At 64.5% G+C, this 12,989-nt stretch carries 10 protein-coding genes; 6 read left to right on the forward strand and 4 right to left on the reverse strand.

Annotated elements, in window-relative coordinates:
- The first annotated feature begins 285 nt into the window (after positions 1–285).
- Complete coding sequence (locus ACX80Q_RS05895; protein WP_459329594.1) at positions 286–1,209, forward strand: hypothetical protein; 924 nt, start codon at positions 286–288, stop codon at positions 1,207–1,209.
- Between the two features lie 22 nt (positions 1,210–1,231).
- On the opposite strand, the gene ACX80Q_RS05900 is transcribed toward ACX80Q_RS05895, so the two are convergent.
- Positions 1,232–2,599 carry a CoA transferase gene (locus ACX80Q_RS05900; protein ID WP_459329595.1) on the reverse strand — a complete coding sequence of 456 codons (1,368 nt, stop codon included), beginning with the start codon at positions 2,597–2,599 and terminating at the stop codon, positions 1,232–1,234.
- A 39-nt stretch (positions 2,600–2,638) separates the two neighbouring features.
- On the reverse strand, positions 2,639–3,862 hold the full coding sequence (locus ACX80Q_RS05905; protein ID WP_459329596.1) for an ROK family transcriptional regulator: 1,224 nt from the start codon (positions 3,860–3,862) through the stop codon (positions 2,639–2,641).
- Between the two features lie 155 nt (positions 3,863–4,017).
- Between ACX80Q_RS05905 and ACX80Q_RS05910 the strand changes: the two genes are divergently transcribed.
- The 5 genes from ACX80Q_RS05910 to ppgK all read left to right on the forward strand — a co-directional run bounded on the left by ACX80Q_RS05910 (position 4,018) and on the right by ppgK (position 9,762).
- Positions 4,018–5,289: an ABC transporter substrate-binding protein gene (locus ACX80Q_RS05910; protein WP_459329597.1), complete on the forward strand. Its 1,272-nt coding sequence runs from the start codon at positions 4,018–4,020 to the stop codon at positions 5,287–5,289.
- A gap of 19 nt (positions 5,290–5,308) precedes the next feature.
- Complete coding sequence (locus ACX80Q_RS05915; protein WP_459329598.1) at positions 5,309–6,241, forward strand: carbohydrate ABC transporter permease; 933 nt, start codon at positions 5,309–5,311, stop codon at positions 6,239–6,241.
- A complete protein-coding gene (locus ACX80Q_RS05920; RefSeq protein ID WP_459329599.1) occupies positions 6,241–7,164 on the forward strand; it encodes a carbohydrate ABC transporter permease in 924 nt (307 codons plus the stop codon). Before ACX80Q_RS05915 ends, ACX80Q_RS05920 begins: the two co-directional genes overlap by 1 nt.
- A gap of 57 nt (positions 7,165–7,221) precedes the next feature.
- Positions 7,222–8,898 carry a glycoside hydrolase family 13 protein gene (locus ACX80Q_RS05925; RefSeq protein WP_459329600.1) on the forward strand — a complete coding sequence of 559 codons (1,677 nt, stop codon included), beginning with the start codon at positions 7,222–7,224 and terminating at the stop codon, positions 8,896–8,898.
- Positions 8,899–8,979: 81 nt separating this feature from the next.
- Entirely contained in the window at positions 8,980–9,762 is a 783-nt protein-coding gene (ppgK, locus tag ACX80Q_RS05930) for a polyphosphate--glucose phosphotransferase (protein ID WP_459329601.1), read from the forward strand.
- Here the strand turns inward: ppgK and ACX80Q_RS05935 are convergent.
- Positions 9,759–10,595, reverse strand: coding sequence for an inositol monophosphatase family protein (locus ACX80Q_RS05935; protein ID WP_459329602.1), 837 nt, complete (start codon positions 10,593–10,595; stop codon positions 9,759–9,761). The genes ppgK and ACX80Q_RS05935 overlap by 4 nt on opposite strands.
- Positions 10,596–10,597: 2 nt before the next feature.
- Positions 10,598–12,940: an NAD-dependent DNA ligase LigA gene (ligA, locus tag ACX80Q_RS05940; protein WP_459329603.1), complete on the reverse strand. Its 2,343-nt coding sequence runs from the start codon at positions 12,938–12,940 to the stop codon at positions 10,598–10,600.
- Between the last annotated feature and the right edge of the window lie 49 nt (positions 12,941–12,989).

Below are 12,989 nucleotides of genomic sequence, written 5' to 3' on the forward strand. Positions count from 1 at the left end.
CACGCGGGTGGGCGGCCCTTGCCTCCAAGTCTTGCGCATCCGGCTGCCGCTGAGGAAATTACCCGGCCAGCGCACACGCCCCGATTCCTTTGGACAGCTGATGCGGGTGTGCCAGCACCACACCCACCGGAGGTGCCCAAAGGATTCGGAGTCCGGCACCACACCCGCCGGAGGTGCCCAAAGGATTCGGAGTCCGGCACCACACCCACCGGAGGTGCCCAAAGGATCGGGCCTGCCTGTGGATAACCTCCGGCAGAGGGCTGAGGAATAGGGAAAACTAGTTGCATGGTTGCCCGAGACCAGCTTCCCGATCATCTGGCCGGCCGATCCTTTACATTCAGTGAGGGCATGGCCGGTGGTGCCAGCGTGAGCAGGCTCCGGGCACAAGACCTGAGCACGCCGAGCCGTGAAATCCGGGTCCCCCGCAGCCAGCCGCAGAGATTGTTGGACCGGGTGCGCCCCTACACCTTGCTTAGTCCCGGAAGCTGCATCTCGCATGTCACCGCCGCCCAACTGCACGGTCTGCCGCTGCCCTGGTTTGACGATGAAATCAAGACAGTGCACCTCACCCGGCCGGCGGGTTCACGGCAGCCACGCCGCCGGCACATAACCGGGCACAGCAGACAACTTCCCGGCGCGGACATCGCGGCGATTGACGGAATCCCCGTCACCACGCCGGCACGGACGTTCCTGGATCTGGCCACTGTGCTGAGTCTTGATGACCTGGTGGCCGTGGCGGATTTTCTGATCTGCGAGCACAACCGCCACTTTGAGCCTCCCAAGGCTCCGGTGATTTCCGCCGCCAACCTCACCCGCTACATCAACGCCAAGCACGGAGTGCCCGGCTTGGCCAAAGCCCGGGCAGCGTTGGAGCTCATGCGGGTTGGTGTGGATTCGCCCAGGGAAACCCGGCTGCGACTGATGTTGCAGCGTGCAGGACTCCCCAAATTCACCACCAACTATGCCATTGCCGGGGACCCCGACGTATGGCCGGACCTAGCCTGCGAGGAATACAAGACCAGCGGCGAATACGAGGGCGAGATCCACAAGACCACCGAAAAGCAGTTGTTCGACCGCAACCGGGATGAGCGGACTGCCGCCCGTGGTTGGCTGCAAGTCAAGGTGTTCAAGGCCGATATGCGGCGCGGCGACGCCCATGTGGTGGGCCTGTTCACGAACGCGCTCCGACAGCAGGGCTGGACGGGGTAGCGACACAGTGTGCCGTTTCGAATCAGGGGGCCGAAATCCAGGGCTGGGGCCAGGCGGGCGGTGCCCAGCCGAAGCCCCGGGCCGGCACATCTGTGCACGGCTCAAGCCCAGGAATCCGGATGGCGGAAGGCAGGCGCAAGCCCGGGCCCCAGCGGGTCTCCTCGGGCACCAGCGCAAAAGTACCAATATCAGGCGGCGGCGCAGCGGGATCGGATGGCCGGCTGCGCATGAGTTCTGCGCCCGTCCTGGCCAGGGACAGCCGCGCAGCACGCACCGTGCCGCCGAGCCGCTCCCGCCACGCGTCGATGGCCGCCGCGGCACACAGGTAGCCGGTGGCATGGTCTAGTGCCTGGACGGGCAGCGGAAATGGTTTGGCAACACCGAAATGAGCCCTCCCCGCATAGGCGATGCCGCAGCTCATCTGCACGAGCGAATCAAAGCCCCGCCGCGTCTCCCAAGGTCCGCTCCAGCCGTAGGCGTCCAGGGCTACGTTGACCAACTGTGGATACCTCAGCGCCAGCTCGTCGTCCGGGAACCCCAGCTTATCCAGCGCGTCGGCTCGGTAGCCGTGGATGAGAATGTCCGCCCCGGCCAGCAACTCATGCAGCGTGGCGCGCCCTGCGGCGGACTTGAGATCCAGCCGGGCGCAGTGCTTGCCCAGCGTCATCTCCGCATCCAGCACCGGCTCTTCCCAACCGGGCGGGTCAATTCTGAGCACCTGCGCCCCGTACATGGCCAGGTACCGCGTTGCCACCGGACCGGCAATGACCCGGGTCAAATCCAGTACCCGCACCCCTGCCAACGGCCTGCGTGCGGTGGCGGCCCGGGGGCGGGCGGAGGGTTCGGTGTCGAAAACCCGCGCAGGACCCCAAGTAATCAAGGGTTCGGCAGCCACGGCACTCCCCTGGGCATGGTCCCGCCACTGTTCCGGCGAGCGCATCACGGCAGCACAGCCCTGGGCCGCAACCACGGCGTCTTCGAGCTCCTGCCCGTTCCAGTGCTCGACGGCGGCAGCGACCGTTGCGCGGTTGGCGTCGGGTCCCAGCTTCAGTGCCCTCAGGGCGGCGGTGCGGTGGTGCGGGGCATTGGTGTGCAGGCGGATCCAGCCGTCCGCGCATTCATAGTCGCCGGCGATGGCATCCCAGATGGGCGGTAGCTCCCAGCCCACGGGCGTGAAGGAAAGCCCAAACCACAGGCCAGCCAGGTCCCTGTCGATGGAAATGTCCGCAACGGAGCCGCCATGGTGCCGGGCCAGCCGGGCTACGGCACTGGCCGCCTCCCCCATGGCAGCAACAGCAAACCCCGAGACGTCGAAGGCCGCCGGCAACGTCCCGGCTCCCGTGACAGTGACGCCCTCCGGCGGTGAAAAGATTCCGTGCTTCACGTCCATGGCAACAGAGTACGCCCAGCGCAGGCTTTGCGGCTGTAGCTAAGTGCCCGGCACCAGTTCCAGCGCGTGCTTTTCCACATAGTCCAAGGCTAGGCGGACGGCGCCCAGCGTCACGATGGCATCCCCCAGTGTGGAGACAGCCACCCTGGGCGGATTGGGCATGAACCTTGTCAGCTCCGCCTGCAGCGGCTTGAGCAGGACGGCCGAGGACTCCGCCACAGCCCCGCCAATGACCACCAGCTCCGGATCAAAGAAGGTGGCTATCAAGGAGATGACCCGGGCCATGCGCTTGGCAATGTCATCGAGTATCCGTACAGCCACGGCGTCACCGCCAGCCGCTGCGGCAAAGACTGCCTCCGCGCTGATGTCGCCGGCCAGAGTGGACAGGACTGTTTTGGGCATGCCCTTTTTGCAGGCGAGCAGGGCCATGTCTCGTGCCAGCACAGCAATACCCTCCGGTGTACCCACCCCGTGCACCAGGTGAAGCAGGCCCGCTTCGCCGCTGCGCCCCGAAGCACCGTGCAGCAGCCGCCCGGATTCCATCAAGCCGAAACCAATGCGTTCACCTGCCAGCATGACGGCCAGGTCATCGCTGCCAGCCGCCACGCCTATCCAGCGCTCGGCCATGGCCGCCAGGTTGGCGTCGTTGCCCAGCAGCACCGGCCAGCCGAACCGATCACGCAGATTTTCCTGGATGCCAATGTCAAAGTTCTCCCAAAAGGGCTGGCTGTGGGGAATGTTGCCGGCCCGGTCAACGGGTGCCGCAATTCCCACCCCGGCCACCAGCACGGCCTCAGGGGCGACGCCCGCACTGGCCAGCGCCGTCTGGATGGCCTTGTCGATGCTGGCGAGGCGTTCGGCGTCCGGAGCCGTGAATTCAACCAGGCTCTCCGTGGCCTTGGCCAGGATGTTGCCGCGCAGATCCGCCACCAGGGCGGTGGTCTTGGCAACACCAAAGTCCAGCCCCACCACAACCCCTGCCGCGGCATCAAATTCAAAAACCCGGGCGGGGCGGCCCTTTTGCGCGGCTGTACGTTGCGCGGGGAGTTCGCGGACCCAGCCGGCTTGGATCAAGTCATCGCACACGGCTATCACGGTGGCCCGGGCCAGCCCCGTGGCCTCGATGAGATCCGTGCCGGTCAACGCGCCGGAGCGTCGCATGACACCCAGGATGGCACTCATGTTTGTCTGGCGCAGCTGCTGGGGGGTGTTCGCAGTGAGTTCCAAAAAATGCCCCTTGACGTCCGGCCGTGTGATGTACATAATACTAACAGCGTATAAATTTAGAGTCTAAATATAGAACGCAAATTATTACTGGTGGATAACCCGCCAGCCGAACCACCGTTCCATCTCAGCCCGAAAGAACAAGGGAGTTTTTTGATGAAGGCCGTTTCACCCTCCGCCCCAGGCTTAGCCCTGTGAGCCCCTCCGTCATGAGCCGCCGCACCGTGCTGGCAGCGGCAGGCATTGCCGCAGCCGCCCTGGCACTGCCGGCCTGCAGCAATGCCAAAGCTGGGTCCCTCACCACCATCCGTCTGCAGCAGGGCAAACCCGAGGTAGTGGACTACTTCAACGGCCTCATCAAGGACTTCGAAGCCAAAAACCCTGACATCCGCGTGGTCCAGGACTTCAACGGCGGAAACTGGGTTCCCGGCCTGATCCGCGACAACCCCGCCGATGTGGTGAGCAACGCGTATTCCGTCACCGCCGCAGACTTTGCCAAAAAAGGGATCTTCGCGGATCTTTCCGATCTTCCCGCGGCGTCCATGGCAGATCCCAAGGCCTTGGAACTCATCAACTCCTTTGGCCAGTACAAAGGCAGCGAACTCAGCGCCCTGCCGTTCTCGATGGCCGCCGCCGGGGTCATCTACAACATTGACTTGTTCGCCAAGCACAACGTGGCAGTGCCCACCACCTGGAGCGGGTTCCTTGCCGCGTGCCAGGCGTTCACGGCCGCCGGCGTCACGCCCATCTATGGAACGTTCAAGGACTCATGGACGCTGGGCCAGCCCTACGGTTACGTCTCGGGCGGCACGGTGGACCTGGCCGATTTCTTCTCCCGCATGCCCATGACGGCGGCGGATCTGTTGAACAATCCGGACGTTTCCTTCTCCAAGGACTTCAAGGCTGCCACGCAGAGGTTCCTTCAGGTGCTCGGCTTCATGCAGAAGGACGCCGGCAGCCGCGCCTACACGGACGGGAACGCCGCCTTCGCCAAGGGCGGCTCCGCCATGTACATGCAGGGCCCGTGGGCACTGTCTGAACTGACCACCATCAACCCCGCCATCAAGGTGGGCACCTTCGCGCTACCCATGAGCGAGGACCCGAGTGAAACCCAGGCCCAGGTCACCCTGGACATGACGTTCTCAATCGCCCGCTCCACGCCCCGCATGGACGCGGCCAAACGCTTTGTCAACTACCTCATGGACCCGGACGTGGTGAACGCCTACAACAACAAGTTCTCCGCGTTCTCCCCGCTCAAGGGCGCGGCAAAAACCACCAACGTCCAAGTGGCCGGCCTGCAACCTCTCATCTCCGACGGCAAGTACTACCTCAATGTGACCAACTACTTCCCGCCGGCCATCACGCTGAACAACTACTTCCAAACACTGGCGCTGAACAAAAACGCTGACGCATTCCTGACCACCCTCGACGACTCTTGGCACCGTGTTGCCGCCCGCAACGCCTAGATCTTCAAAGGAGAACATCATGACTGCCCCAGCCAGCGTCCGCACAGCTGCCCCAGCGCACAGCGACACCGCCCCAAAGATCAACCACAAGAAGCGCAAGGTTGACCCCACCTACTACTGGATGATCGTTCCGGTCCTGGTCCTCTTCGCCCTCTTCAGCACCATCCCGGCCATCATTGGCGGATTCTTCAGCTTCACCAACTACGCCGGCTACGGTGACTGGAAAATGGTGGGCCTGCGCAACTTCCAAAACATCTTCACCGACCCGGAAATTCTGGCCTCCTACGCCTTCACCTTCTTCTTCGCCATTGTGGCCACAGTTGCCGTCAACGTGGTCTCATTGCTCCTGGCACTGGGCCTGAACTCAAAGATCAAGTGGAAAACGGGCATCCGCGGCGTCTACTTCATCCCCATGGTGCTCTCCGGGCTCATCATCGCCTACGTGTTCAACTACCTGTTCTCCAACACCCTGCCCGGCATTGCCGACGCCCTGGGCATTGCACCCCTGGCCACCAGCATCCTGGCCAATGAGCAGTGGGCATGGGCGGCCATCGTCTTCGTCACCGTCTGGCAGGCAGCACCCGGCGCCACCATCATCTACCTGGCCGGGTTGCAAAGCATCTCCGAGGACGTCTATGAGGCTGCCTCCCTGGACGGCGCCGGGCCGTGGCGCCAGCTGCGCAGCATCTCCCTGCCGCTGATTGCCGGCTACGTGGTCATCAACATCATTTTGGGGTTCAAGGGCTACCTGGGCACCTATGAGGTCATCGTCGCCTTGACCGGTGGCGGCCCCGGCACGGCAACCCAGTCCGTTGCCATGCGCATCTTCTCCGGTTTTGCTGGCGGCGACTACTCGTACCAGATGGCCAATGCCATCATCTTCTTCATCATCACGCTCATCATTTCGCTGCTGCAGCTGCAAATCCTGCGCCGCCGGGAGGTTTCACTGTAATGACACTGACAACAACCAAAGTGACTGATCTGCGCCCGGAACTCCACGGCCCGGCAAAACTGGATGCACCCCGCCCCGCCAAGACCCGGCGCATCAACCGCGAAGGCTACAAGATCAACTGGTGGATGACGGCACTGCTGCTGGTGGCCTCACTGACCATCCTGGTGCCGCTGTACTTCACCATCAGCATGGCCCTGAAATCCCCCGAGCAAGCCGCCTCCGGCACCGGATTCGCCTGGCCCAGTGACCCGCACTGGGAAAACTTCGCCCAGGCCTTTGAAATGACCAATTACCCTGCGGCGTTCATGTCCACGGCCTTCATCACAGTCATCTCGGTGCTGGGCGCCCTGGCTGCAAGCTCCATGGTGGCCTACGCCATTGTGCGCAACTGGGACAAGAAGTTCTTCCGCCTCTCCTACATCTACTTCCTCTCCGCCATGTTTGTGCCGTTCCCCGTGGTGATCCTGCCACTGATCAAGCAGACAGCCATGTTTGGCCTGGACAACCCGCTGGGTGTTGCCTTCATCCACATTGTGGGCGGCATCTCCTTCAACTCGCTGCTGTTCATCGCGTTCCTGCGCTCCATCCCGGTGGAGTTGGAGGAGGCTGCACGGCTCGACGGCGCCAGCACCTGGCAGACGTTCCGCAAGGTCATCTTCCCCCTCCTGGCGCCGATGAGCGCCACCGTGGGCATCTTCGCCTTCCTGGGGTCCTGGAACGACTTCCTGCTCCCCCAGATGCTGATAGCCGACCCCGCCCTGCAAACCCTGCCCGTGGTTCAGCAGCTGTTCCAGGGCCAGTTCAACACCAACTACTCCCTAGCCTTTGCCTCCTATCTGATGGCCCTAGCGCCCACCCTGCTGGTCTATCTCTTCGCCCAGCGCTGGATTATGTCCGGCGTGATGCGCGGCGCAGTGAAATAGCGCTCCGACGTTTTCTCAAATACTTCCCAAACCGCACCACACACGAAGGAATACACCATGACCGTTTCCCCGCTTTCCGTTCTGAGCCCGGACACTCTCTCCGCCGATCCCCATTGGTGGCGCCAGGCCGCCGTGTACCAGATCTACCCCCGCAGCTTCTACGACGCCAACGCCGACGGCCTGGGCGACATCGCGGGCATCACCGCCAAGGTTCCCTACTTGAAGGAACTGGGCCTGGACGCTGTGTGGCTGAGCCCGTTCTACCCCTCCGAACTGGCCGACGGCGGCTACGACGTTGCCGACTACCGCAACGTTGACCCTCGCTTGGGCACTCTGGCCGACTTCGACGAGATGGCTGCAGCCATCCACGACGCCGGCATGAAGATCATTGTGGACATTGTCCCGAACCACTCCTCCGACCAGCACGCCTGGTTCCAGGAGGCCCTCGCCGCCGAGAAGGGTTCCGCTGCCCGGGCCCGCTACATCTTCCGCGATGGCCAAGGCACCAACGGCGAGCTGCCGCCGTCGGACTGGGGATCCATCTTTGGCGGCCCGGCCTGGACCCAGGTGCCCGACGGCCAGTGGTACCTGCACCTGTTCGCCTCCGAACAGCCCGACTTCAACTGGGACAACCGCGAAATCCGCGACGATTTCCTCAAGACGCTGCGTTTCTGGTCTGACCGGGGTGTGGACGGTTTCCGCATCGATGTGGCCCACGCGCTGTCCAAGGACCTTTCCGAGCCGCTGCCGAACAAGGCCGAATTGCGCCGGCTGGAGAAGCTGCACAACGGCTCCAACCCGTTGTGGGACCGCGATCAGGTCCACGAGATCTACGCCGAATGGCGTGCCCTGTTCAACGAGTACAACCCGCCGCGCACAGCCGTTGCCGAGGCCTGGGTGGACCAGACCCGCCGCGCCCGCTACGCCTCCCCCACCAGCCTGGGCCAGGCGTTCAACTTTGATCTGCTCATGGCCGACTTTGAGGCCGCATCCTTCGCCTCGATCGTGACGAAGAACCTGGCCGAATCTGCCGCCACCGGTGCCTCCTCCACCTGGGTGTTCTCCAACCACGACGTAGTCCGCCACGCCACCCGCTACGGCCTGCCCAAGCTGGCCGACGCCGAGAAGACCCAGGACGGCAAAACCTGGCTCCTGAACGGCGGCGAGGAATCCGAGCTGGACCGCGAACTGGGCCTGCGCCGTGCCCGCGCCGCAACCCTGTTCATGCTAGGACTGCCCGGCTCCGCCTACCTGTACCAGGGTGAGGAACTGGGCCTGCACGAGGTGGCCCACATTGCCGACGCCGACCGCCAAGACCCGGCATTCTTCCGCAACACGGGCATTGAAGTGGGCCGCGATGGCTGCCGCGTACCCCTGCCCTGGACCAGCACGGACACCTCCTTTGGCTTTGGCGATGCCCAGGCACACCTGCCGCAGCCGGCCTGGTTTGCCGAGCACGCAGCATCAGCCCAGGACTCGGTGGCAGGTTCCACCCTGAACCTCTACCGCGACGCCCTGGCCCTGCGCCGCCAGCTGCAGACCGGCGAGGAACTGGACTGGATCACCAACACCAACCCGGACGTGCTGCACTTTGCCCGCCCCAACGGCTGGAACGTGGTGACCAACTTCGGCGAAACCGCCGTCGAGCTTCCCGAAGGAACCGTTGCCGTGAGCAGCGTTGCCTTGGAAGACGGCAAGCTGCCCGCCAACGCCACCGCCTGGCTCGTTTCCTAGCACCCCTTTGACTACGGAGCTGCCGCCCATCCCATCGCCGGGTGGGCGGCAGCACGCCTTAGACCCCTGAACGGATTTTCCATGGACACAACAGCCCGCCAGGCCCTGCGCCTAGGCATCGACATTGGCGGCACGGCCATCAAATACGGTGTGGTGAACACTGACACGGGCGGGTTGGCCAGTCCCATCGCCTCGCTGCCCACACCAACCCCGGCCACACCCGACGCCGTTGCTGCGGCACTTCAAGCGGTTTTGGCGGACGTCCAGGGCTGGGAAAACCCGCCGTATGCCGACGCTGCCGTGGGCGTTGCCTTCCCCGCCATCATCCGCCGGGGCGCCGCCTGCTCTGCGGCCAATATCAGCGAGGACTGGATAGGTCTGCCGGTCAACGAGTTCCTTGGCGCTGCACTGAACAAGCACGTGAATGTCATCAACGACGCCGACGCCGCCGGCTTGGCGGAGGCGGCCCAGGGTGCCGGCAAGGGGCAGGGCGGGACGGTTCTGGTTCTGACGCTGGGCACCGGCATTGGTTCGGCCCTGGTGGTGAACGGAACATTAGTGCCCAACTTTGAGCTGGGGCATCTGGAGATGGGCGGCGAAAAGGCCGAGGCCAGGACCTCGGCCGTGGCCCGCGAACGCGACGGGTTGAGCTGGCAGGAATACGCCGTGCGCCTCCAGGACTACCTGGCCCATGTTGAGTTCCTGTTCTCGCCCGCGCTGATCATTCTGGGCGGCGGCATCTCGGTGCGGCACGAGGACTTCCTGCCGCACATCAACCTGGACACACCGGTGCGCCCGGCGCTCCTGCACAACACGGCGGGCGTTGTGGGCGCCGCCCTGACAGTGGCCCGAGGATTCGCCTAAACCTGCGGGGCGAACGTTCCTTCCAGGCCGGGCACGCAGGCGGCCGTCCACACGCCGAGGACTTCCTCACGGGTGGGCAGCCCGTTCACGGCCGGGCTCAGCACGGGCCTACTCACCCAGGCCCCCGCCTCCTCCGCAATCAGCCCGCCGGCGGCAAAGTCGTGCTCAAACAGCCCATACTCCAGGTAGGCATCCACCCCGCCCTCGGCCACGGCGCACAGTTCCAGTGATGCCGAGCCCAGGCGGCGCAGGTCGCCAAAGTGGTCCATCCGGCCATCCAGTTCAGCGACCAGTCGACGCCGGACGGCCGGCTCATACGTCAGCGCCGTGGACAGCAGGGTGCCGCCCCGGGCATCCGTGGGGCCCGTCAGCTGGCGCACGGCCGATACGCCGTCGGCCCGGGTTTCATCCAGCCACGCGCCACCGCCACGGGAGGCAAAGTAGATCCTGCGCAGGGCGGGTGCGTCAACAACGCCGGCCAGCCATTCGCCGTCGGGCCCGGCAACAGCCACGGAGGTGCCGTAGTAGGCAATGTTGCGGATGAAGTTCATGGTGCCGTCGAGCGGGTCGATGCTCCACCGGTAGCCCGATGGCTCGGCGGGCAGGGCGGGCGCCAGCTCCTCCCCCGTGATGACGTCATGCGGGCGCGCATCGGCTATCACGGCACGGACAGCGTTCTCCGCGGCAACATCAAAGGCCGTCACCCAGTCGGCATCGGAGGATTTTTCCGTGGCGCCGAACCCGGCAGGATCCCGGGCGGCCAGCACGGCAGCCCCCGCCGCGGCCGCACGCAAAGCCACTTCCAACAGTTCGTCAATGCTGATCTGGTGCATGGCTACTCCCCTAAAATTTCTGTCTCAGGACTCTCAACGCTTGATTCCGCAACAGCCGGCCCCTCGGCCAGCAGACGCGCAAAACCTTCCTCATCCAGCACCTTCAGGCCCAGCGATTCGGCCTTGTCCAGCTTGGTGCCGGCATTTTCACCGGCCACCACGTACGAGGTATTTTTTGACACCGAGCCGGAGGCCTTGCCGCCGCGGGTGATGATGGCCTCCTTGGCCTCATCCCGGCTGAAGTTGGGCAGCGTGCCCGTCACCACAATGGTGAGCCCCTCCAGGGTGCGGGGTGTGGATTCATCCACAGCGTCGGCCATGACCACACCGGCGGCCGCCCACGCATCCACGATTTCCAGGTGCCAGTCGACGGCAAACCACTCGATCAGGGCATCGGCAATGATGGCACCCACACCGTCAACGTTGGCCAGCTGCTCGCGGGCATCCGGCGTCAGAAGCGCCGTGCGGATGGCGTCCATGGTGCCATAGCGGGTGGCCAGCGCACGCGACGCCGTGGGGCCAACATGCCTGATACTCAAGGCCACCAGCACGCGCCACAGCGGCTGGGCCATGGCCTTGTCCAATTCCTTGAAGAGCTTCTCGGTGGTCTTGGACGGCACCGAGGGCTTCTTGGCTGTGGCCTTGGTGTAGAAGTACGGGACCAGTTGGAACTTGCCCGTACCGGCGCCCTTGGCCCGAATTTCACGCCACACGGTGACCTCGGCCAGCGCCTCGCGCAAGGCGGGATCCGGATAGCTCTCCGCTAGTTGGAAGACCTGCGCCTCGCTGGTGATGACTCCGGGGCCGCTGGGGGCAATCACGCCGTCGTTCTCCGCCGGGTCCGGGCCTGCGCCGTTGGTCAGCGCTGCAGCGGCCTCATAGCCCAAAGCCTCAATGTCGAAGCCGCCCCGGCCAGCCAGGTGCGCCACGCGTTCGGTCAGCTGCACGGGGCAGGACTTGGCGTTGGGGCAGCGAATGTCAATGTCGCCCTCCTTAGCGGGGGCCAGCTCGGTGCCGCACGACGGGCAGTGCCTGGGCATGACAAACTCGCGCTCGTCCCCCGTGCGCAGCGCCACCACGGGGCCCACGATCTCCGGGATCACATCCCCGGCCTTGCGCAGGACGACAGTGTCGCCAATCAGCACGCCCTTGGCCTTGACCACGTCCTGGTTGTGCAGCGTGGCGCGTTCCACCGTGGAGCCGGCCACCTTGACCGGTTCCATGATGCCAAAGGGCGTCACCCGGCCCGTGCGGCCCACCTGGACTTGAATGTCCAGCAGCTTGGTGTGGACCTCCTCCGGCGGGTACTTGTAGGCTACGGCCCAGCGCGGCACGCGGGAGGTGTTGCCCAGGGCCCGTTGGGTGGCAAAATCATCAACCTTGACCACAATGCCGTCGATCTCGTGGATCAGATCGTGCCGGTGCTCGCCGTAGTGGGCTATGAACTCCAGCACTTCCTCCAAGGTGTCCAGCACCTTGAAATAGGGGCTGGTGGGCATCCCCCATTCTTTGAGCAACGCGTACGTCTCCGACTGGCTGGTGGTTTCCAAGCCCTCCCGGGCCCCGATGCCGTGGACGTACATGCTCAGCGGCCGCTTGGCTGTCTCGGCAGGATCCTTTTGGCGCAGCGAGCCTGCCGCCGAGTTGCGCGGATTGGCAAAGGGCGCCTTACCGGCGGCCACCATTTTCTCGTTCAGCTCGGCAAAGTCCTTCGAAGCGATGAACACCTCGCCGCGGATCTCCACCTCGGCCGGGAACGCCGTGCCGTGCAGTTGTTGCGGGATGTCCTTGATGGTGGCCACATTGTGGGTGATGTCCTCACCCGTGAAGCCGTCCCCGCGCGTGGCAGCCCGCACCAGCACACCGTCGCGGTACAGCAAGTTCACGGCAAGACCGTCAATTTTCAGCTCGGTCAGCCATTTGGGGGCCAGTCCGTGCTGCTTTTCAACTGACGCCTCGGCCTTGCGCAGCCAGGCTTCCAGCTCCTCGAGGGAGAAGACGTCCTCCAGGGAGTACATGCGGGCCAGATGGTCGACGGCGGCGAACGCCACGGACGCTTCACCTCCCACCGTCTGGGTGGGGGAATCGTTGGTGATGAGTTCCGGATGCAGGGCCTCGAGGGTCTCCAGCTCGGTGTACAGCACGTCAAACTCGGCGTCGGAAACCAGCGGGGCGTCATCGGTGTAGTACGCCGCACGGTACTTTTGGATCAAATCCACCAGGACGCCGTAGCGCTGCCTATCCTCGTCCGGGGGAACTACCTCGTCCGAGGTGTCCGCCTCGGGGATCGTCTCGGAGTTGGTCTCAACGGGAATCGGCTGGGTTTCTTCTGGCTCGCTGCTCACGCTTCTATCTTGCCCCAAGAACCCCTGTCTGTGCAGCAAGCTTTGTGGA

The sequence above is a fragment of the Arthrobacter sp. HLT1-20 genome (genome assembly GCF_054510895.1).

Coding starts and splice junctions, on each gene's coding strand:
- ACX80Q_RS05920 (WP_459329599.1), top strand. CDS start 6,241: ATGACACTGACAACAACCAAAGTGACTGATCTGCGCCCGGAACTCCAC.
- ACX80Q_RS05935 (WP_459329602.1), bottom strand. CDS start 10,595: ATGCACCAGATCAGCATTGACGAACTGTTGGAAGTGGCTTTGCGTGCG.
- ppgK (WP_459329601.1), top strand. CDS start 8,980: ATGGACACAACAGCCCGCCAGGCCCTGCGCCTAGGCATCGACATTGGC.
- ACX80Q_RS05895 (WP_459329594.1), top strand. CDS start 286: ATGGTTGCCCGAGACCAGCTTCCCGATCATCTGGCCGGCCGATCCTTT.
- ACX80Q_RS05925 (WP_459329600.1), top strand. CDS start 7,222: ATGACCGTTTCCCCGCTTTCCGTTCTGAGCCCGGACACTCTCTCCGCC.
- ACX80Q_RS05915 (WP_459329598.1), top strand. CDS start 5,309: ATGACTGCCCCAGCCAGCGTCCGCACAGCTGCCCCAGCGCACAGCGAC.
- ACX80Q_RS05900 (WP_459329595.1), bottom strand. CDS start 2,599: ATGGACGTGAAGCACGGAATCTTTTCACCGCCGGAGGGCGTCACTGTC.
- ACX80Q_RS05905 (WP_459329596.1), bottom strand. CDS start 3,862: ATGTACATCACACGGCCGGACGTCAAGGGGCATTTTTTGGAACTCACT.